At 68.8% G+C, this 20,788-nt stretch carries 23 protein-coding genes; 16 read left to right on the forward strand and 7 right to left on the reverse strand.

All coding sequences use genetic code 11. The features are described from left to right. Positions 1–71: 71 nt before the first annotated feature. Positions 72–326: a hypothetical protein gene (locus ACIP6W_RS15140; protein ID WP_400430269.1), complete on the reverse strand. Its 255-nt coding sequence runs from the start codon at positions 324–326 to the stop codon at positions 72–74. Between ACIP6W_RS15140 and ACIP6W_RS15145 the strand changes: the two genes are divergently transcribed. The 15 genes from ACIP6W_RS15145 to ACIP6W_RS15215 all read left to right on the forward strand — a co-directional run bounded on the left by ACIP6W_RS15145 (position 325) and on the right by ACIP6W_RS15215 (position 11,252). Continuing rightward, positions 325–615: a hypothetical protein gene (locus ACIP6W_RS15145; protein WP_400430271.1), complete on the forward strand. Its 291-nt coding sequence runs from the start codon at positions 325–327 to the stop codon at positions 613–615. The genes ACIP6W_RS15140 and ACIP6W_RS15145 overlap by 2 nt on opposite strands. A 41-nt stretch (positions 616–656) precedes the next feature. Further along, entirely contained in the window at positions 657–1,082 is a 426-nt protein-coding gene (locus ACIP6W_RS15150; protein WP_400430273.1) for a PRC-barrel domain-containing protein, read from the forward strand. A 19-nt stretch (positions 1,083–1,101) separates the two neighbouring features. Continuing rightward, the gene (locus ACIP6W_RS15155) at positions 1,102–1,584 is read left to right on the forward strand and encodes an RES domain-containing protein (RefSeq protein ID WP_251155713.1); all 483 of its coding nucleotides are present in this window, start codon (positions 1,102–1,104) and stop codon (positions 1,582–1,584) included. 141 nt (positions 1,585–1,725) lie between these two features. Further along, positions 1,726–2,253 (forward strand): hypothetical protein, encoded by a 528-nt coding sequence (locus ACIP6W_RS15160; protein ID WP_251155712.1) that lies wholly within the window; start codon positions 1,726–1,728, stop codon positions 2,251–2,253. A 351-nt stretch (positions 2,254–2,604) separates the two neighbouring features. Further along, entirely contained in the window at positions 2,605–3,162 is a 558-nt protein-coding gene (locus tag ACIP6W_RS15165) for a histidine phosphatase family protein (protein ID WP_251155711.1), read from the forward strand. 160 nt (positions 3,163–3,322) lie between these two features. Beyond that, the gene (locus ACIP6W_RS15170; RefSeq protein ID WP_251155710.1) at positions 3,323–3,730 is read left to right on the forward strand and encodes a hypothetical protein; all 408 of its coding nucleotides are present in this window, start codon (positions 3,323–3,325) and stop codon (positions 3,728–3,730) included. Between the two features lie 373 nt (positions 3,731–4,103). Next, positions 4,104–5,375 (forward strand): MFS transporter, encoded by a 1,272-nt coding sequence (locus ACIP6W_RS15175; protein WP_400430276.1) that lies wholly within the window; start codon positions 4,104–4,106, stop codon positions 5,373–5,375. Between the two features lie 77 nt (positions 5,376–5,452). Next, positions 5,453–6,031 carry an NADPH-dependent FMN reductase gene (locus ACIP6W_RS15180; RefSeq protein WP_400430278.1) on the forward strand — a complete coding sequence of 193 codons (579 nt, stop codon included), beginning with the start codon at positions 5,453–5,455 and terminating at the stop codon, positions 6,029–6,031. Positions 6,032–6,130: 99 nt separating this feature from the next. Continuing rightward, positions 6,131–6,826 (forward strand): DJ-1/PfpI family protein, encoded by a 696-nt coding sequence (locus ACIP6W_RS15185; RefSeq protein WP_400430280.1) that lies wholly within the window; start codon positions 6,131–6,133, stop codon positions 6,824–6,826. Between the two features lie 236 nt (positions 6,827–7,062). Further along, the gene (locus tag ACIP6W_RS15190) at positions 7,063–8,370 is read left to right on the forward strand and encodes an ice-binding family protein (RefSeq protein ID WP_400430282.1); all 1,308 of its coding nucleotides are present in this window, start codon (positions 7,063–7,065) and stop codon (positions 8,368–8,370) included. A 140-nt stretch (positions 8,371–8,510) separates the two neighbouring features. After that, a complete protein-coding gene (locus ACIP6W_RS15195) occupies positions 8,511–8,678 on the forward strand; it encodes a hypothetical protein (RefSeq protein ID WP_200884112.1) in 168 nt (55 codons plus the stop codon). 13 nt (positions 8,679–8,691) lie between these two features. Further along, complete coding sequence (locus ACIP6W_RS15200) at positions 8,692–9,657, forward strand: diacylglycerol/lipid kinase family protein (protein ID WP_400430285.1); 966 nt, start codon at positions 8,692–8,694, stop codon at positions 9,655–9,657. 130 nt (positions 9,658–9,787) lie between these two features. Beyond that, positions 9,788–10,399 (forward strand): GrpB family protein, encoded by a 612-nt coding sequence (locus tag ACIP6W_RS15205; RefSeq protein ID WP_400430287.1) that lies wholly within the window; start codon positions 9,788–9,790, stop codon positions 10,397–10,399. Between the two features lie 107 nt (positions 10,400–10,506). Next, positions 10,507–10,938 (forward strand): chemotaxis protein CheY, encoded by a 432-nt coding sequence (locus tag ACIP6W_RS15210; RefSeq protein ID WP_400430289.1) that lies wholly within the window; start codon positions 10,507–10,509, stop codon positions 10,936–10,938. Continuing rightward, the gene (locus ACIP6W_RS15215) at positions 10,935–11,252 is read left to right on the forward strand and encodes a transcriptional regulator (RefSeq protein WP_066656282.1); all 318 of its coding nucleotides are present in this window, start codon (positions 10,935–10,937) and stop codon (positions 11,250–11,252) included. The genes ACIP6W_RS15210 and ACIP6W_RS15215 overlap by 4 nt, the downstream gene beginning before the upstream one ends. Before the next feature lie 462 nt (positions 11,253–11,714). On the opposite strand, the gene ACIP6W_RS15220 is transcribed toward ACIP6W_RS15215, so the two are convergent. From ACIP6W_RS15220 to ACIP6W_RS15240, 5 genes are all read right to left on the reverse strand, one after another. Then, complete coding sequence (locus tag ACIP6W_RS15220; RefSeq protein WP_400430291.1) at positions 11,715–12,152, reverse strand: hypothetical protein; 438 nt, start codon at positions 12,150–12,152, stop codon at positions 11,715–11,717. Further along, positions 12,149–17,329: a DUF6531 domain-containing protein gene (locus ACIP6W_RS15225; protein WP_400430293.1), complete on the reverse strand. Its 5,181-nt coding sequence runs from the start codon at positions 17,327–17,329 to the stop codon at positions 12,149–12,151. Before ACIP6W_RS15225 ends, ACIP6W_RS15220 begins: the two co-directional genes overlap by 4 nt. A gap of 535 nt (positions 17,330–17,864) precedes the next feature. Then, entirely contained in the window at positions 17,865–18,404 is a 540-nt protein-coding gene (locus ACIP6W_RS15230) for a TetR family transcriptional regulator C-terminal domain-containing protein (RefSeq protein WP_400430295.1), read from the reverse strand. Beyond that, on the reverse strand, positions 18,371–18,955 hold the full coding sequence (locus ACIP6W_RS15235; RefSeq protein ID WP_400430297.1) for a recombinase family protein: 585 nt from the start codon (positions 18,953–18,955) through the stop codon (positions 18,371–18,373). The genes ACIP6W_RS15230 and ACIP6W_RS15235 overlap by 34 nt, the downstream gene beginning before the upstream one ends. A 60-nt stretch (positions 18,956–19,015) precedes the next feature. Next, positions 19,016–19,234, reverse strand: a complete 219-nt coding sequence (locus tag ACIP6W_RS15240) for a cold-shock protein (protein ID WP_400430349.1) — start codon at positions 19,232–19,234, stop codon at positions 19,016–19,018. Between the two features lie 135 nt (positions 19,235–19,369). Here ACIP6W_RS15240 and ACIP6W_RS15245 point away from each other — a divergent pair, with 135 nt between their 5' ends. After that, on the forward strand, positions 19,370–20,290 hold the full coding sequence (locus ACIP6W_RS15245; RefSeq protein WP_400430299.1) for a hypothetical protein: 921 nt from the start codon (positions 19,370–19,372) through the stop codon (positions 20,288–20,290). A gap of 292 nt (positions 20,291–20,582) precedes the next feature. Here the strand turns inward: ACIP6W_RS15245 and ACIP6W_RS15250 are convergent, their stop codons facing one another. Beyond that, positions 20,583–20,717 (reverse strand): hypothetical protein, encoded by a 135-nt coding sequence (locus tag ACIP6W_RS15250; RefSeq protein ID WP_284800294.1) that lies wholly within the window; start codon positions 20,715–20,717, stop codon positions 20,583–20,585. Positions 20,718–20,788 lie beyond the last annotated feature (71 nt).

Raw genomic sequence — 20,788 nt, forward strand, 5'->3', positions numbered from 1 at the left:
ACAAGGCGGCTGCGATCGCCCAGAGATCGAGCACTCCGACCGCCTCGGACTCCGTCGTTCCGCCCGTCTCGCTAGTGTCGAGGCGTGAGGATCAGGGCGGACATGACGACGGCACGTCGCCTGCAGGCCGACAGGATCACCGGCTCCGCGGTGTCCGTCGCTGCTGCGGCGCTCGCACTGATGGGGTGCTCCGGAGGGCCCTCCTCGGAGAACGAGTAGCCCCCCGACCAGGCGAAGGACGCCGTCGTCACGATCGTCGACGACACCGCCGGTGCAGTCGGCGACACTTGGTCGGTCGCGAGCGGTCCGGCGGTCCAAGGCTGCATGCGCGACAACGGTGCACGTGGTGCCGCCTACTTCTTGACGGAGATGCGCGAACAGCGTGCAGGAGATCCCGCCGACGACGTCGCCACGGTCGAACGGCTGTGGAAGGACAAGGGCCTCACGACCGAACGCCACGAGAGCGGAGGCACCGACCCGACGCAGGGCGTCCGGGGAACGGGCGGCCCGGCCACGAGCATCGACTTCCTCGCCGACGAACGCGGGTACAGCCTCGACGCCGTCTCCGTCTGCACCGCTGGCAATGCAGAGGAGCTCCAGCGGAACGGCGAGTGACAGACCCGCGGAGCATCAGGCACAGGGCGTTGACTACGCACATGATCACCAAGGCGAAGATCCACGAGATCGAGAACGCTCCTGTCAAGGACCGCAACGGCGCATCCGTCGGCAAGGTCGCGCAGGTCTTCCCCTCCGCCGAGGACGGCAGTGCCGCGTTCATCAGCGTCGCAACGGGACTCCTCGGGGGTCACACCGTGCTCGTCCCGGTCGAGGACGCCACGTTCGACGGCAACGACCTGCACGTCGGCTACTCGAAGAGCGCGATCAAGGATGCCCCGTCCCCAGGAGCCGGGAACACCGTGACCGACACCCAGGCGAATGCCGTCCGCAAGCACTTCGGGCTGTCCCCGGCAGGCAAGGCGACCGGCGACATGGGCGACCCGCACGAGAACCTCGACCAGGCCGGTACCGGTCCGGCGGGCGCTGACGACACCGAGGGCGCGGGAGCGACGCCGCCGGCGTGAGCCGCACCAGGATGCTTTCGTGAGCGACGACCGAGACATCTTCGCACCGGAGGTGCGCGGCACCTTCTTCCGCGCGGTGGACCCGCGCTTCCGCGCATCCGCCATCGCAGGGTCACGGTCCGCAGGCCGGTACTCACGTGCTGACGAGCCCACGCTGTACCTCAGCTCGTCGGTCGAGGGTGTGGAGGCCGCACTGGTGGCGCATCCGGACAAGCGCGCCACGGAGCCGATGATCGTCGAAGTGGGCGTGGTGGCGTCCCGGATCGTCGACCTCCGCGACCGGGCCGCTCGTTCCGAAGCCGTGGTCGACCTCGAGGACGCGACCGCTCCGTGGCAACAGGTCGTCGCAGACGGTGGCGTCCCGGCCTCGTGGCAGGTCCGAGACCGCCTGGTGGCACTCGGCGCCGACGGCCTGATCGATCCGTCGAGGAAGCGCCCGGGCCTCTGGCACCTGGTGTTGTTCCGCTGGAACACTGACGGTGCACCGCAGGTCAGGGGCTGAGGCACCGCCGGTTGAAGCCCGTGCCGCGATCGCTCGAGCCACTGCTAACAGGTGTCCGGTATATCACGTTTGCTCTTCTGGCAAGGGCCGGGCACGCTGGTCCCAGCTCGGCGAGGGGCGCCGGGGACGAAAGGTAGGATCGTGACGTCGTTCACCAACAAGAACTCCATCAAGCTCTCCATCACGTTGGCTGTCGCGGCAGGAATGTGCGCGACCGTACTCACCGCTCCTCCGGCGCATGCCACGGAGCAGGACATGCCGCTCGGATCGATCGCCACTACGAGGAGCCTCGACCACCAGGCGGCCGACCTCCAGCGAGGCCTCACCCTCATCGAGCAGATCCCGGACTCCATCCTCACCGCAGGGGATGCAGCAACGCACGAATGGCTCCGCGAGAACCACCCTGAACTGCTGACCGGTAGCCGCGCGGACGTCCTCGGTTGCGCCGGAGCCATCGCTTGGTTGATCGCTTCGACCGCCATCCCCGCTGCCAAGATCCTCAAGATCAAGCGGCTCATCAACAGTCTCGGCGGCGTTTCCAAAGCGGTGCAGTTGTTCTGGGGCGCCTCCTTCAAGTGGGAGAAGATCCAGGCGCTCGGAGGGGCTGCGGCAGCGCTCGGCGCCGAGCTCCTCGGCATCTCTGCCGTGCAGCAGAAGTGCTTCTCGTGACGACGAGGACTCGCGCTCTCACGACCGTCGGCGGAGTACTGGCGGCGGCGGTGGCCCTCGCATTGTTCGGCACCGCGCCAGCGGGGATGGTGGCGCTCGCAACCTTGTGGTTCGCCGCGGCTGGCCCAGGCACGGTCGGTGCGGTCGCGGTCGATCTCCGCGGCGTTCATGTCGACCCGCGAGAGGTGCGTCGGTACCGCGAGGATCACCCGGGCACGACCATCGGTGAGGGTGCATCCGCAGTCGCTCGGCGCTGATGGCCTGGTGGCTCCGCTCACTCCGACGGCGGAGCCACCGACCTCCGGATCCCACCGCATGTTCGGCCACGGACTGAGTCGGTACGGTCGAACGATGCTGTGCACGTGGGTGTCCCATCCCGAGGTGACCGTCGACCCGACCGTCCGGATCCAGGACTGGGGTCTGTCGCCGGTCGGACGGGCCCGCGCCGCACACATCGCGACGCTGTTCCCCCAGCCCCTCCGCATCGTCAGCAGCAGCGAGCGGAAGGCCCTGGACACCGCCGAGATCATCGCCGGACAGTGGGGCTCGGAGTTCGAGGTCGACGAGGACCTCGGTGAGATGGACCGCAGCGCGACCGGTTACCTCGACCCGCGTGAGTTCGAACCGACCGTCGACGCGTTCTTCGCCGAACCGCACCGGTCCGTCCGTGGTTGGGAACGCGCGATCGACGCCCAGAGCCGTGTCGAGCGCGCGGTCCGACGCATCGCGGCACAGACGCCCGAGCGGGGCATCGCGTTCATCGCTCACGGCGGGGTCGGCGCACTCCTGCTGGCGAGCCTCCGACGCGAGCCCATCAGCCGCGCACTCGACCAGCCCGCGATGGGCAGCTCCTTCGCCTTCGACCCGCAGGACTGGACGGCGCTGTCGTCGTGGGAGCACGTCGGCTGAAGCGGGAGGCGGGGGCAGGTCCGGCGGCGGCAGATCAGGCCGAGAGCAGTACGCTGCCGTCAGGGGAACGCGAGGGGGAACCGTGACCACTGATCATCGAGAACGACCGACGGCCGGGCAGCTCGAGTGGCCCGCGGTGTCCTGGCCGGGGCTGCCGTAGATGGACGACCAGGACACGAGCTCAGGCCTCCCGTACGACTCATGGCCGGAGTCGGAGGTCGACGACCAGCGCACCATCGCCCAGGTCAACAGCAGCCGGAAGGCCTTCCGCACCACGGCCAGGGCCGGCTTCATCATCGCGCCGGCGATGTTCCTCCTCCCGCTCGTCTACCCGCTGCTCGGCCTCGGGTGGCACTTCCTGCCGATCATCTGCATGACGGCGGCGTGGGCCGTGCTCGTCTCCGCGTGCTCGTTCGCCGCGATGACCGCCACGGAGCCAGCAGGTCACCCCTGGGTGCACCAGGTGTGGGCGGTACCCGCGGCCGTCCTCGCGATGTTCCCCGGCGGCATCGCCGCCTTCGTGCTGTACGGGTCGGTCGTCGCAACGGTCCACCAGGCAACGAAGTGACGGGCGGGCGCCGCTGCACCCGCAGGACCCGCGCCTCCCGGCCCGGACCGGAGGCGCGCGAGCGCCGCTGACCCGAACGGTGTGGTGCACCAGCCGTTGCTCGGTCGACGTGGGCGCTGCTATCGTTCGTCGGTCTGGTCCGACGACGGGGAAGGTGGCGACGATGCCGCTCAGTGCCCCTCGTGGACTGTTCCCCACGAAAGCCGCGCCCGAGCTCGTCGGACCGCGGCCCGTCCCGCCCGGAGTCACGGCAACGCAGCACTGAGCTGATCGACACGGTCAGCCCTCCTCGCCGCGAGCGTTCTGCTCGTGTGCTCCTGCACGCCCGCGCCGCCGCTCGGCGGCGGTGCGACGACCTCACGGGAACACCTCCATGCGCTTCACCCCTGCCCGGCTCCGGGCTCCACTCGCGAGCCTCCACGAGCACCGCTTCGTCACGTTCGCGGTCCTGACCGACACCATCGGTGCCGGCCTCACGCTGCCGCTGACGATCGTCTACTTCACGATCACCACCGACGTGTCCCTGGCGGTGATCGGTGTCCTCTCCACCGTCGCATCGCTGGTGGCCCTCCCGATCGGACTCGTCGGCGGCGTCCTCACCGACCGGTTCGGTGCCAGGGCGTCGATGGTCCTCAACAACCTGCTCTCCGCAGCGGGCTTCACGCTCTACCTCTCCGCCCACGATCCGGTGGTGATCTTCGCGGCGATCTTCCTCGCCAATGCATCCGAACGGCTCTACTGGACCTCGTGGACCGCGTACGTGCACGACATCGCGGCGGGCCGCCCGTTCGAGCGCTGGTTCGCCTTCCTCGAAGCGACGAAGGCCGCCGCCCTCGGGGCAGGCGCGATCGTCGCTGCGGTCACCCTCGCGCACGGACACCAGGACGGGTTGCGGTGGCTGGTCCTCGCCAACGTCGTCACCAGCGTCGCAGCGGCCGTCGTGTTCGCCACGCAACGCACCGGTCGTCGTACCCCGCAGGCAGCGGCACCGACGGGAGCGGGACCAGCCGATGCCTCCGGGCTGCTGCGTGCCTTCGTCGCCGACCGGTCGATGCGTCTCATCGCGCTCGGCCAGTTCCTGATCGGCCCCGCCATGCTGCTGCCGAACGTCGCGTTCAGTGTCCTGTTCATCGAGCGGTGGGGCATGTCCCCAGCGGTCGCTCCCGTCCAGTTCGCCATCGCCACGGGCCTGTGCGCACTCTTCCAGACATCCGTCACCCGGTGGGTCGCCGGGCGACGGCGCGGGACGCTCATCGCGCTCGGCGCCGTCCTGACCGCTGCGACGACGGCACCGTTGATCGTCCTTCCCCCGCTGCACGGACCGGGCGCGTGGTCCTACGTCGTCGTGGTCGCGGTCGTGCTGGCCGCGGCGGACATGATCTCCCTGCCCGCGGCGAACGCGGTCATGGCTGCAGCTCCGCACCCACGCATCCGAGGCCGAGCGATCGGGGTGTTCCAGACCGCGAGCTCGATCGGGATGGCACTCTTCCCGCTCACCCTCGGACTGCTGGACTCGCGGATGCCCTGGCTCCTGTGGCTCATCGCCACTGGTGTGTTCCTCGCCGCTGCCTGGGCCTGGCACGCAGCGGTCCGCGGCCTGCCGCGCCGGGTCCAGGGAACGGGGTCGACCGACGTCGACGGGTGAGCAGGGCTCGGCCGGACGGACCTGCCACGGACCGGTCGCACCACGCTCCGCCGCACCTGACTCGGTACCGTGCAGGGGTGACTCCCCTGCGTCTGCCGGTCATCTCGTGCAGCCTCGATCCCGTCAGCACCAGTCGCCGGCTGGCCGAGCGGTCTGCATCCCTCCTGAGGGCGAGCGGTCACGGGTCAAAGGTCGTCGACCTCGCAACGGCACCGCTGCCGGCGTTCGACAACGACCAGGTCTTCGACAGCGACGCATTCGGTGCGCTGCACGATGTCATCCGGGAGTCCGACGGCGTGGTGCTGGCGTTCCCGATCTACAACTGGGCGCCGTCATCGGCGGTCAAGTCGCTCATCGAAGCCACCGGTGCGACGGGGGAAGGCCGGCGTGCTGCGTGGTTCGACAAGGTGGTCACCTTCGTGTGCGCTGCCGGGCTCCCGCACAGCTACATGGCGACGGGCGCGCTCGCGCAGTCCCTGATGCTCGACTTCAAGTGCGTCGTCAACCCGTACACGGCGTACATCGCGGAGCGGGACTGGGAAGCGGGGACGCTCTCCGTCGACAGGGCAGCGCGTCTGGAGAAGACCATGACGGTGCACGCCGAACTCGCCCGTCTCCTCCGCGACAGGACCTCCCTGTCGGACTGGGAGGTGTGAGTCCGACGACGGTCGCGCGGTCCACCGACCACCGACTACCGACTACCGACTACCGACTACCGACTACCAGGATCCTCGCGATTCCGCGACGATGTACGGATGAGCAGACCCGTCAGGTTCGTTGCGCTGTTGTTCCCGAACGTGACACAGCTCGACCTGACCGGCCCGGTACAGCTCTTCTCAAGGCTCCCCGGCGCGACCATCGACCTCGCCTGGCACGACCGAGAGCCGGTGGGCACCGATGCGGGCTTCGCGATCATGCCGACGGTGACCTTCGACGAGGCCCCGCAGGCGGACGTCCTCATGGTCCCCGGAGGGCAAGGTGCCTTCGACCTGCTCGACGACGAGCGAGCCATCGACTTCGTCAAGCGGCAGGCTGAGCACGCGCGCTACGTCACCAGCGTGTGCACCGGAGCGTTCGTACTCGGTGCCGCAGGCCTGCTCATCGGCAGGCGAGCGACGACGCACTGGGCGTCCCACTCGCTGCTCGAGACCATCGGAGCCGTACCCGAGCAGGCGCGGGTGGTCCGCGACGGTCGGATCATCACGGGAGGCGGGGTGACCAGTGGTGTCGACTTCGCCCTCACGGTCGCCGCTGAGGTCTACGACGATGCCGCAGCCCGCGCTGTCCAACTGGCCGTGGAGTACGACCCGCACCCGCCGTTCGACGCTGGATCACCGACGCGTCCGGAAGCGGACGCCGAGCAAGTGCGACGAGCCGTTGCAGACGCGCGACGCAGCCGCGGACCGGTCGTCTCGCGAGCAGCATCCCGACTCGGACTGGCGTCCTGCTGAGGGGCCCCCGGCGGAACGTCTCCGGCCGGGTCGCCTGTGGTGTCCGTCCTCGGATCGGCCGCGAGGTCCGGGCCGTGGGAGGGGCCCGGTCGACGACACCGTTCCTGACCATCGGCCTGCCGATCCGACGATCCGCACCGTTTTGCGTCGAGCAGGCGCATACTGCAGGGACCGGAGATCATGTTCGCGTCGTCGACGCTCGCCTTGTGGCTCTCCCACTCAGACAGGGGCCTCGCATGGCCACGTCCCGTATCCTCCGCCGCACCGCGTTCGCCCTGACCGGCATCGGCCTCGCCGCTTCGATGGCGATGATGTCGACCTCTGCGGCATCGGCCGCGACCGTGATCGACGGCCCAGTGAACCTCGGCACCGCGTCGACCTACGGTGTCCTCGGCGCGAGCGCCGTGACGAACACCGGCCCGTCAGTCGTCAACGGCGACCTGGGGCTCTCTCCCGGCACCTCGATCACCGGCTTCGGCGGTGCGCCGAACGGAACCGTCAACGGCACCACGCACCAGACCGACGCCGCAGCCGCGCAGGCGCAGCGGGACACCACGACGGCGTACGACGTCGCTGCGTCACTGTCCCCGACGCAGACCGGCCTCACCGAGCTGAACGGCCTCTCCCTCCCACCCGGGGTGTACTCCGGCGGGGCGCTCCAGCTCGCGGACAACGGTGCGTTGACCCTCGCCGGCAGCGCGGACTCGGTGTGGGTGTTCCAGGCCGCATCGACGCTGACCATCGGATCCGCCAGCCGGATCACGATCACCGGTGGTGCGAGTTCCTGCAACGTGTTCTGGCAGGTCGGCAGCTCCGCCACCATCGGCACCGGTGCCCAGTTCCAGGGGACCGTGCTGGCGCAGCAGTCCGTGACCGCCACCACCGGTGCCACCGTCGTCGGACGCCTGCTCGCCCGCACCGGCGCTGTGACCCTCGACACGAACACCATCACTGCCTCGACCGGCTGCCCCGCCCCGGGGACTCCGACCGAGACGACCGCACCGGTCATCACCTCCGACGCACCCGCCGCCGCGACCGCCGGGACGCCGTACTCGTACACGGTGACCGCGACGGGTACGCCCACCCCGACCTACACGGCGACCGGGCTGCCCGCCGGCCTGACGATCAACGGCACCAGCGGCGTCGTCTCCGGCACGCCGACCACACCCGGCACGTCCACGGTGACGATCACCGCGTCGAACGGCACGCCGCCCGCTGACGTGCAGACCGTGACGATCACCGTGCGACCGGCTGCTTCGTCGACTCCCACGCCCACTGCGTCGCCGACCGCCCCCGCCAGCACCCCCGCTGGGAGCCCGACAGGCGGAGCAGCTACGGGCGGGAACACCCCGACCGCTCCCACCGGCACCCCCTCAGGGAGCACGACCGGCGGAGCGGCACCGGGCGGGAACACCCCGACCGGTGAACTGGCCTTCACCGGGAGCGACCCGGCGCTGCCCCTCGGCATCGCCGGAGTGCTCCTGGCAGCCGGCACGGCGATCACGCTGATCGTCCGGCACCGTCGTCGCACGAGCCGCATCTGACACGCAGCCGACCCGGACCGCCACCGGTGTGGTGGCCCAGTCCGCGGAACGGCCGCGGACCCTCTTGCCGCACCGGCGACGAGGTCGTCGATGTCGAGCGGACCGCCGGCATCTCCCCCTCCCTGACAGGAAGCACCACCATGAAGACCGTCATCGTCCTCCTCACCCTCTGGCTGATCCTCGCCGTCGTCGGCTTCGCGCTGAAGGGCCTGCTCTGGCTCGCGATCATCGGCATCGTCCTGTTCGTCGGAACCGTGGTCTTCGGGGCGATCCGCCGCTCCGGGAACACGGCCCAGCGCACCGACTGATCGGGACGGACCAGTGCAGGATCCCCCACGGCAGCGAATCGCAGCCGTCGTCATCAACCCGGTCAAGACCGACCCGGCACGGCTGCGCACCCTCGTGGACGCCGAGGCGTCCCGCAACGGGTGGGCACCCACCCGATGGTTCGAGACCGCTGCAGACGACGATGGTCGCGCAGCCGCACGCGAAGCAGCCGAGTCGAAGCCGGACGTCGTCCTCGTCGCCGGCGGCGACGGGACCCTCCGTGTCGTCGCCGAGGAACTCCGCGGCACCGGTGTCCCGGTCGCGCTCGTGCCCAGCGGTACCGGGAACCTGTTCGCCCGCAACCTCGGTCTCACCCGCAACGATGTCGACAGTGCCGTCCACGACGCCTTCACCGGCGCCGACCGGCCGATCGACGTCGGGCTCGCCGAACTGACCGACGTCGATGGATCGACGACCACCCACGCGTTCCTCGTCATGGCCGGTGTCGGACTCGACGCGAGCATGGCGGCGGACACGAACGCGTGGGTCAAGAAGCGGTTCGGTTGGGTCGCGTACTCGGACCCGATCGCCAGGTCCATCGTCGGGAACCGTCAGATCCCCGTCCGCTACGACATCGACGGCGCCCCGACCAGGACGATGCACGCACACACCATCATCGTCGGCAACTGCGGCACCCTCACCGCCGGCGTGCTCCTCCTGCCGCGCGCCGAGCCCGACGACGGCATCCTGGACGCCGTCGCGTTCCGACCGAACGGCTGGTTCGGCTGGACGAAGATCGGCTCCACCCTCACGCTCAACCGCTTCTTCTCGCGCACCGGGTTCGGTCGGTTCCTCGCTCGGTTGCTGCCGCGTTCCCGGGTGCTCCCGACCACCCGAGCGCGACGACTCCACCTCGCGTTCGACGAACCGGAACAGGTACAACTCGACGGGGACCCGTTCGGTCGGGTGGTCGCCGTGACGTTGAGCACCCACCCTCACGGGTTGACGCTCCGCGCCTGACCGGCACTCGTCCGCGGTGGTCACGCGCCGACCGTGTGAACGTCGTGCTCACACCACCACGGGGCAGTGCTCTCGGCCCTCCCCCGACATCCCTCGCCCAGCGGCCGCGTCGAGGGTCCATGATGTGGCTGTGGCCACACACCCGCTCTGGCGGCCGTTCACCGCAGACGGCAACGCAGCCCGTCAGTCGCAGCGTGTCGCGTTCCGACAGGTCGACCCTGGCAGCCTCCAGGACCACGACCCACATTGGGCCGATGCGTTCGCGCGCGTACGGGACCTCGTCGCAGGTGCGCTCGGCGCCGATCACACCATCGCGCACGTCGGCTCGACTGCCGTTCCCGGGATGATCGCCAAGCCGGTCATCGACGCCGACCTGCTCGTGCCCGACCTCGGTGATGAACGCACCTGGCTCCCGGAGCTCGAGGCCGTCGGGTTCCGTCTGGTCTTCCGCGACGTGATCGCCGGTGACCCGCACCGGCAGCTCACCCTCGGCGATCCCAACACCAACCTGCACGTGTGGCAGCCGGGGGCAGCGGAGCCGCAACGGCATCGCCTGTTCGTGGAGTGGTTGCGATCCCACCCCGAGGACCGGCAGGTGTACGCGGACGCAAAGGCAGCGGCCGTGAACGCCGGCAACGGCCTGCGCTACAACGACGCGAAGGCCGCTGTCGTGCACGAGATCTACGAACGAGCCTTCGCATCGGATCCGCACCACGCCCACGACGCTCAGCCGCGGCCATGACCACCCGCAGCCGTCCGTCGCCCGTGTCGCGGTAGGTTTGGCCGATCGGCAAGCACTTGCCAACATGGCAAGTCTGTGCCAAGCTCGGAACCCGAGAGGGGAACACCATGGACAACCAGAACAGCATCAGCCCGGCAGAGGCGCGGACGCTCCTCGACACCGCCGATCGCCTCAGTCGACGAGCGCACGAGTCCACCCGGTGGCCGTACGTGACGTTCATCCTCGCGCTCGGCATGGTGACCTCGTTCGGGACCCTCGGGATGGGTCTGACGACCGGCTCGGCCTTCGGCCTCACCTACGTCGGCACACTCGCCGCCTTCTTCGCGTTGATCGTGTTCTTCGCGGTGTCCATCCGCGGGCGAGCGGCCTTCGCGCGGAGCCGTCGATGGACGGTCTACATCGCGAGCTGGTTCGTCACCTACGGGGCTGCGATCGCCGTCGTCGCCTGGGCGCACGGATCCGTCCTGTGGTCCGGGATCACGTCCGGAGCGATCCTGGCGGTCACGATGGCCTGCGCGTCGTACGAGGCACGACGATGACGTCGACGAACCAGGCACCGGTCCATCCCCGTCACCGGCTCGACGGTCACTTGCTGAACCCGGTCCGCTTCTCGATCATGGCCGCACTCGACCGTGCCACCACGCTGGGGTTCCGCGAGGTCCGCGACGCCGTCGAGGTCACCGACTCGGCGCTGAGCAAGCAGGTCGCGCTCCTCGAGACGGCGGGGTACGTCGCCGTCGGGAAGGCCTTCACGGGGAAGACCCCCCGGACGTCGCTCACCGTCACACGCGAGGGTCGGACGGCGTGGCGTGCGCACCTCGCAGCGCTCCAGGAGATCGCCGACCCGTCCTGATCCCTGCGGTCGTCGCTCGCGCGGCACGGGACGAACTTCCTGGAGCGGCCGTCCGCTCCGCTACTGTCGGTGCGGACGACGGGGAGGCCAGAGTGCACCGAGAAGCGGTCGACACGTTGGGGAACGACGGGGTGTACTTCGACCCACTGTGGCGGATCGAGGTGCGCCTCACGGCGACCGAACAGCGTCTCCTCCGCACCTGGCCGGTGCGGCGTCTCGCCTTCATCGCCCACGCAGGAGCCGCGTCGATCACGACGGTGCAGACGTACTCTCGCCTCAAGCACTCGCTCGGGGTACTCGACGGACCGGCTGTGCGTCTCGTGCAGCACGGTCGGGAGCCGACACGAGCCACGGGCCCCCACCGGTAGGGCGTCCCGCAGATCCGCGCCGCCCAGACTCCCCGATCGTCGTCGCGGTCCCCGTCAGGACAGTCACCGGACGGGCTGCGGAGGAGGCTTCCGGTCAATCCGACGATGAACGGACGAAGAGGTAGTCGGGACGTGGCACATCGAGTGATCCGCTGTAGAAACCGAGTGCTCCGTTGGTCGGGTAGCCCTGGCGCACGAAGTGGTCATCGAAGTAGAACCGGATGCCGGGCGAGTCACCGTCGGCCACCGTCCATCGTCCGGAGAAGCTCGCCGAGTCCTCGCCGTTCGCACAACCCGGAGGGCTCGTCGCAGCGTTGCCGGTTCGGCACGCGAGGTCGATCGGGATGTTGCGCGCTGTGTACGTCCGGTCCGCCGACACGGTGAACTCCGTCACTCGGTCGCCGTCCGCACTCTCGAGCACCCAGGTGCCGGTGTAGTCCTCCGGCTCGGGCTGTGCCATGACGGTGCAACCGGTCAACAACAGCGTCAGCACCGCGATCGACGTCGCGATGCCCGTCGAGTGTCTCGTCACCACTTCACCTTCTCCTTCCACGTGAACCGCTCCGTCACCCGCGAGAACGGCCCGTGGTCTCCAGCGGCTCGGTTCAACGCGTCGTAGTCGAGCCCGGGGATCCGCAGGGCCGAGCCGAGCGTGGTCTCGTTCGTTGCCGTGTACTCGACCACGGCGGTTCCGTCGTCGCCCTTCGACACGACCCTCGCATCCACGTCGTACGTCCCGAGGGCAAGGAGAGTCCGGTCCCGTTCGGACGCCACCGGCCAGGTGGCGACTGTGCGGATGTCTCGCAGGAGGTTCTGGTTCGTCAACGACGCGGGTCCCGCCCGGTAGCCGTACCCGGTCGCGACGCCTGTCTCCTTCAAGTCGTCGAGGATGTCCCTGCGCTGGTTACCCGGCAGCTCATTCTTCACGACCTGCGTCATCTTGCTGTCCGATCCGTAGAGCAATGTCCGAGGTGACGTGCCAGTCGCCCACCCGAACAGCATCTCGCCTTGCCCACTCGTCAGGACGGTCCCGGCGTAGAAGTCCGCCGCCATGCCGACGGGGATGCCGACCATCGGGAGCGGACTCAGCGCGCCGAGGACGACGCCGGGACCTGGCCTGCGTGGGTCGAGGAGTGACATGCCGAGCAGCCACGACAATGCGTGTGAGGCGTGCAGGTCCCCGTCCATGGAGAAGGCACCGTTGTTCGACAAGTGGTACGAGATCCCGAGCAAGCCCTGCCTGCCAGCTGCGTACGCCGCGAGTTCAGCGTCCGTGATCGGTCGGAGTCCGGTTGGGTCGGTCTGGTTGACCGGATCGTTACCAGCGAAGGCGTACGGGTTGTCGGCCCAGGCCGCACCTGCCACCGGGGGCAGGGGATCTGGGGACAGGAACGACCGTACCGACGGGTCGTACGCTCGCGCTCCGCTCAGTTCGAGCCCAGCGACCATGACGGTGCCGGTCTGGCTGACCTCGATGCCGTCGGGGAGGCTCGGTGACGTCGCGACGTCGGCCGAGGACCACGGGTCGTGCATCTGCGCAGAGCGCGCCTGGCGCCAGCCTGAAGTCGACCAGATCCCGTCGACACCGAGCATCCCCGGTACGGAGACGATCGGAACCTCACCGATCGACAGCAGGGTGGGCACGGGGGCCGTCGGGTCCCAGCAGAGCGTCGTTCCGTCGACCTCGGCGAGTTCACCGAGAGCGTTCACCCACAGGTCGAAGCGCTTGACGCCTGCCCCGTCTTCACGCACGACGGCGCGGAGCTGACCGAGCTCGTCCCACTCGTACGTCGTGGTGCCGTCGTCGGTTGCGGCGAGGACACGCCTGCCCGAGCCGTCGTACTCGAACCGGACGACCGCGGTCCCATCGCCGCGGCGTTCGGCCTGCAGAAGCGCTCCGGCAGGATCGTGCAGGTACGAGGTGTTCCCGGACGCGCTTCGCTCCTCGAGCATCCGGCCGGACCGGTCGTAGGTCCAGGTCGACGCAGTCGTCCCGGTCGCGGCCACCAACTGCGACGCCTCGTCGTACTCGTACGTCACGGTCTTGCCGTCCGGATCGCGCACAGCCGTGACACGCCCTCGGCTGTCGCGCTCAAGCGTGGTCGCCCGCCCGCCTGACGTGTGCCCGACGACGAAGCCATCGCGGTACTGCCACGACTGACCCACGGACCCGGCGACGACCTCGGTCAGTCGGCCGTCACCGTCGTGTCGGAACGAGGCGTCGGGGAAGCCGGGTCGCCTGATGCCGGTCAGGATGCCCGCACGACCGCGGTCGTACTCGGTCCTGACTCCGTCTGGCGTGGTCATCGCGCGCTGATTGCCAGCGGCGTCGTACTCCCATCGGGTCGTCGTGCTCCGCCCGGCACGACTCGTCGTGCGCCGGACCAACTCCTGCCGGGCGCCGTACTCCAGCCGGTGCACGGTCTGCTCACCGTCGGGGTGGGTCATGTCGGTGATCGTGACCGATCGGCCGGACTCGTTCCGCGCGACTGCCGCAACGAGTCGGCCGTCCTGACGAACCTCGGCCAGCCGCCCAGCTGGGTCGTGTCCCCAGGTGGTCGTGTGGCCATCGGGATCCCTGCGGGCTGTCGGCCGGCCGGCCGCATCCCGCGTCCACGCCACGGCGCGGCTCATCGAGTCGGTCATGGATGAGACGTCACCGCACCCGGTCCAGGTGGTCAGCGTGCGCCCGCCAGAGGGGCTGATCTCCTGTGTCACCCGTCCGAGGACGTCTCGGTGGAAGGTCGTGGAGTGCCCGAGCGCGTCGTCGACCGCGTCCGCCTGCCCGGCAAGGTCCCGGGTGATCGTCCGTCGACCGTTGGTCGGGTCGTCGACAGTGACCAGGCGTCCGGCAGGGTCGTGACCGTACCGCGTCGTCCCGACGCCGGGCACTCGTTCCGCAACCAGCCGTGAACAGGCGTCGTACTCGAACGTCGTGACGGCGCCCGAGGGCTCGATGCGTTCCACGATCCGCGAGTCCGCATCGTACCGGAGCATCGTCCGGCCACCATCTGAGTCGGTCCACGCCGAGAGCCGGCCGCAGACGTCGTACTCGATGGTCGCACGGTCACCGAGCGGCGAGGCCCCGGCGACGACGCGGCCCGCGAGGTCGAGGTCCAAGAACGGTACTGACGCACGACGGTCTGTCTGCTCGACGACGGAGCGGACACCGGTGGGATCGATCCGGGCCGTGGGGCGCCCGATGGCGTCGTACTCCCGGAGCCATCGCCCACCTTCCGGATCCGTGACCTCCTGCAGTCGCGAGAGCCCATCGTGGAGCATCGTCCAGCGGGTACCGTCTGGCTGAAGGAGTTCGTGCACGTTCCCCAGACGGTCGTACTGGATGTCGCTCGCCCGTCCGAGCGGATCCGTGGCGCGCGTGAGGCTTCCACTCGCTCCGTACTCGTAGGTCGTCTGCCCACCAACCGGATCGACGACCGAAGTGACACGACCACCAGCGTCGCGTTCGAGCTTCCACACGGACCCATCCGGGGCCTCACATGACGTCACGCGGCCCGCAGGATCACGCTTGAAGCGCGTTCGGTGTCCCATGGGTGTGGTGGTCGTGACGACGTGACCAGCGTCGTCCCGCGTGTACCGAGTCGTCGCGCCCAGCGCGTCCCTGACGGCAACGAGATCACCCGAACGGTCGTAGTCGTACGTCAGCACGACACCTGCCGGGTCCTCGACGCGGACGAGCAGGTCGTCCACCCATGCCAACGTGAAGCGGGCACCCCGTTCGTCGACGACGTGCGAGGGCGACGTCGCAGAAGAGTCGGCGTACTCGTACGAAACCCTTCGCCCATGGCGCTCGACGCGGTGCACGCGGTCGTGATCGTCGTGGGCCACGAGCGTGTCGGTCCCGTCCTCGGCCAGGGTCCGAGTGAGGCGTCCACGGTCGTCGTACGTGTGGACCGTGACTGACCCGTCCCGCGCGGTCGAGGCAACCAGGTTCCCGTGCTCGTCGTGGCTCAACGATTGTCGTCGACCATCTGAGTCGGTGATCGAGACCACACGACCGTGACGATCGGACGTCCATGTGTTCGAGCGCGTGCCGTCCTCGTCGGCGACGGACGTGACTCGTCCGGGGAGGTACGCGAACCGGATCGTGCGCCCCTGCGGCGTCGTCTGCAGGACCACCCGACCGTGCTCGTCGTAGGTGTTCGCACACTCGACGACGCCGTCCGCAGCGGTCACCCGCTCGATCCGACCGTCGACGTCCCACGAGTACGTCCGTGTTCCGCCGGGACCCGTCACCGTTCTGAGTGCACCGTCGTCGGCGTACTCGTACGTGACCGTCCGGCCGTCGGACGAGCGCGCCGAACGGACCAGCCCATCGAGGTGCAGGAGGTCGATGAACCGTCCGCGTCGGTGCTGGAGCCGCACGAGCCTCTCGTCGCCGTCCCGCACGGCTCTGGTGGTCGCCGCGGTCCCGGTACCGGTCGCGATCCACAGCCCGCTGGTCGTGAACGACCACCAGGAGCCGGCATTGTCGCGGACGACGAGGAGTACCTCACGGTCGGCCGTCGAACCCGCCGAAGGGTCGGGTTCTGGTGCCAGCCACAGGTTCTCTCCGACGGCACGGACCGCTGTGTCGCCCCGGGTCGGGAACGTGCTCCGTCGTCCGTCGTCGTGGACCAACTCGACGTGGTCGGCGAGGACTTCGAGGCGCTGGTCGAGGACCGAGGACCAGCCGCGACCGAAGGACCCACCGACGACGTCGAACGAGTTGTACATCCGCGTGAGCTCGAAGCCCTCAGCGCCTCCGGCGAAGGAGAGGTCACGCTCCAGCTCGACGAAGTTGCCGGTCGCCGTGTTCACGGGGTCGGCTGCGAAGCCACTGGTGGGGACCGCGCCGAGCAACGAGGGCTTGCCGAAGGCGAGGTCGGTCCGCGTCCTGCCCACCCCTGCCGCCAGGAGCGCGGCCAGGAGCGAACTGTCGTTCAGCGAGACGACATCGCCGCTCGCCCCGGCTGCCTCGAAGGCGGCTGCGACCGTGTTCGCCCAGTCCACGTCGCCTTCGTTCGCGGCCGACCAGGCCCGGAAGCCCGCGAGGAGCGGCAACAGGTCGACGCGGCCGAAGTCGCACCTCTGGGTGAAGCCCGCCAGGGCAGCCGCTATCCGCCCCGGCAGCGCCTGCACGCTGCCGTTGAGGGAGCTGGTTCCGGAGGCGAACGATCGGAGATGGTCCGGTCGCGCAGACGAGACACTGCCCCCGGTACCCGCACCGGCGCCCGGCGGCGGCGTGCTCCTCGTGCGCGCCTTGTAGCTCGTACTCGGAAAGACCGGAACGTCGACCCTGCCACTGCTCGGCGGGGGTTCCTCACCGAAGATCTGGTCCCATGTGCTGTCGACGATGTCGGTCCGGCGAGCCATCACGCGATCCCGCCAGGCACGGGCCTCGCGACGACGGGTGTTCTCGGCGCGCGCGGCATCGCTCAGCGCACGGATGCCGCTCGCGACCTCGCCGAGCTTCGTGGTGAGCTCGCGCGCATCCTCCTGGGCGATCTCCGCGTTCGACCGGAACGTCTCTGCGAAACCGCCTGCGAAGTCGGTGCCGGCCAGCACGACGAGCGCCGCGCGCGACGGAGACTGAAGCTCCACCGTTGTCTTCGCCAGGTCGCACTGCCGTGCGAGGTCGTCGGCCGCGGCGAAGTCGTACGTCAGGTCCGGCAGCGCGTACGCGGTCAGGTCTGTCGGTCCAGTCACCGTTGTGTCCCCCCATGGAATCCGGTGTTGTCTCAGTCGAACCTAACGCAGGCTTGTCGCCCGCGCCGCTGATCCTCGAGGGAACCGGCCCGATGGATCGGAACACCCGACCGCGGTGCTCGTACCGTGGCGAGGACCGGCTTCATCGTCGGGACGGTGATGGTCCCCCTCCCGCTCGCCAACGCCCTGCTCGACCGCGGGTGGGACTCCCTGCCGATCATCGCTATGACGGCCGCGTGGGCCGTACTGGCGTCCGCGTCCTCGTTCGCGGCGATGGCGGCCACGAAGCCGGGTGGCCATCCCCGAGTGCACCAGCTGTGGCCCGTCCCCGTCGCGGTCATCGCGATGGTCCCCGGCGTCGCGATCACACTCCTGCTGGACGGGTGGCTCGCGTCGACGGCCCAGCACGCGACCAGGCGACGGGCGGATGCGGTCGCGCCTGCGGGATGCGCGCCTCCAGACTCGGACTGGAGGCGCGGTGGCGGTCCGTCCCGCCGCTCGCGTCGTCGCGCGTCACTCTGGTACCGGGCGACGATCAGTCCCAGGGACCGTCCGCGGTTCCGAGGTGCTCTGCACCCAGCGGTGTGATCGGCAGTGCCGCGAGGCTCGCGATCCCCACCTGCAGGAGCGCCGCTCGTGAGGTCCCAACGCGTCCGATCGCCGCTATTCCCTCGATGACCGCGCAGAAATAGGTGCCGAGCGCCTCGGCGTCGGCGTCAGCCTCGACCTCGCCGGCTGCCTGCGCGTCCACGATGCAGGCTGTGTAGCCAGCGCGGATGGTGTCGAAGGCCTCGGTCACGGTGGCGGCCACCTTGGATCTGCGTGAGATTGAGGCGACCGCGTCGGCGGTGGCAGCTGCGGCGTCCCAGCCGATGTGCGCGTCGGGGGCTGCTGCAAGGGAGGTTGCGCGGCCGCGGAAGGCTCGCTGGGTCGCGGCGTGGATGAGTACTCGTGGCAGGGCGGCGCACGGGGCAAGCGCAATCAGCGTCTCGATAGCCGATCCGCTCTCGGACGCGTGTGCTCGAGAGCGGATCGGTCTGGTCAGCGGTCGGGGTGAGCTTGGCGGTCGATGCATCGGTAGACGGTCGCTCGTCCGATGCCGAATAGTTCGGCGAGCTCGGCGACCGAGTGCGTACCGGCTTCGTGCACCTCAAGGAGATGTCGTTGCTGCGCGGCGCTGAGCTTGGGCTGTCGGCCGCGGAGGTGCCCCTTGGCCTTGGCGATCTGCATGCCCTCCCGCGTTCGGGCTCCAATCAGGTCCGATTCGAACTCAGCCACCATCGCGAGGACGTTGAACAGCAGCCGGCCCACGGGGTCGTTGGGATCGTGGACAGAGCCACCGATGTTGAGCTTGACGTTCTTTGCGGTGAGTTCGTCGACGATGTCCTTCGCGTCGCGGAGGCTCCTGGCCAACCGGTCCAGCTTCGCGATCACCAGGGTGTCGCCGTCGCGGCAGGAAGCGAGCGCTTCGCGGAGACCGGGTCGTGAACGATTCGTGCCGGTCAAGCCTTGGTCGGTGTGGACGTTGGTTGGAAGGACTCCAAGCCGTTCAAGCGCGACGCGCTGGGCGGTGAGGTCTTGTTCGTAGGTTGAGACGCGGGCGTACCCGATAAGGAGAGCATTCATGGCGCGAGGATCCGCTTGCTGCGCCTGGCTTGCGTCGTTTCACTCCCGATCGGTCACCGGTCACACGATCGCGACGTTGTGGGCACGGAAGAAGTAGCCGTCCTGCCCCGGCGGATACGGCTCTACTTCGAACCGGACACGTCGTCCGGCTCTCAGCGAGTGGTAGCCGGTCATGTCGACGTTGGAGAAGTGAACGAAGACCTCCGACTCGACCTCGTTTGAACGGAGAGCGCCCCAACCGTCCTCGTCACTCCACCAGACACACACGCCATCGACCATCTGCACCAACGCACGCTACCGCGCTATCGTCCGATAGCCGATCTCCATCTGAGACGGTGAGAGCAGCCGGTCGTCCGCCCGGGACAGCACGGGCTATCGAGACAGCAAGTCGGCGGCAACAGCTACTCTCCGACTATGGACGACCAGCGAGTTCGGGTTGACGAAGCAACGATGCGGACCTGGGCTGAGATTGCCTTGAAGATCCGCGCTGCCAGCCACATCGTTCACACGGTATCCATCCCGAAGAGCGGATCGGCTTTCGCGACGACCGACGATCTATACCCGACAGAGTCCTCGAGTCAGTGGGCTCGCGAGCCCCTCCGGTCAGCGGTCGATCACCTGTCCACGTGGGCGAATCATGCCGTTCCGCTTGAACAGCACGACGGGCAGGTCGTTGTGCACTATGGCTTCCGCTGGACCTTCACGCTTATCCGCGCCGCTTTGGAGGGAACGGCGCAATCGATGCAGCTAACGCAGGCAAAGAGCACGCATGAGTGTGTAGCAAGACTGATTCGTGCGGTGCGAGATGACGTCCATCAGGAGATCAAGGCTTGGACGGCATTCGGGCGTGACATCTCCGGTTTACAAGCACGGGCGGAGCGGCACGCCGTCGAGGCTGAGAAGTGGGCGCAGTGGGGTAAGCCCGCAGCCACCCTCCCGGACATGGTCTCTCTGCTGCGCAGCGGCGCATCATACGAGAAAGTGGACCCGAGCGGCATTGAAGCGATGTGGCGCACCTGCAGCGCCGCGACACACGGAAAGGCGTGGGCCGTGCGCGAGCTTCAGGTTTTCACCGACGAACGTGAGTGGCGTCCTGGCCAGTTCCACAGTACCGGGTACCCGGACCCGGTGAAGCTGACGCGCATGCTCGACGAGACCACGGATTTCCTCAACCTCGCGGTTATCCGCTATCTCATACGTATGGGGGCAGATGTCGCGCGGGAGCTCCGAGGAGGCATCTTGGCCGCGGCAGAGCGCACCCCGAGTACCGACGGTGGTGCTCTGGTGAGCGCGATGCGGTCGCAGTTCGAAGCGGAGTCAGCTACTGAGCCTTGACCGTCTCCGCCGACGGCACGTTACTGAGCCGCCTCACTTGCTAGCCGGCGCTTCGGTCGCGGCGCAGAGTCTCTCGTTCGCGAGAGGATCGACGCGAACTCGGTCACTACCGAGCACGCCCCAGGCCTGGGGTCTCATCACCACCGGATGCTGCATCATCGGCCGCGCCGCCTGCGACCGGCCCGACTATCCCGCGTGAAGCACACGAGAGACGCCCTACCCGCTTGTCGCCTTCGCCAAGGCCGAAGTCGACGTGGCGTCGCCCGGGTTCGAGTCCGACACGATCGGCTTCTCAGGCACCGAACTGATCCGGCCAGAACACCCCACCGGCTTCTTCCCCGCAGCCGCCGCTGGCTACCGAGACCGAACCGACGACATCAGCACGGCAAAAACTCTCCTCCGCGGCCTCCTTCACGACGTAGTTCACGTATGCCCCTCTCGAACTGCCACGTCCCACGACGTTTTTCCGCCGCCAGGGCATTCGTCACCGCCGGCTGA

The sequence above is a fragment of the Curtobacterium sp. NPDC088465 genome (assembly GCF_044753165.1).
Taxonomy (GTDB): domain Bacteria; phylum Actinomycetota; class Actinomycetes; order Actinomycetales; family Microbacteriaceae; genus Curtobacterium.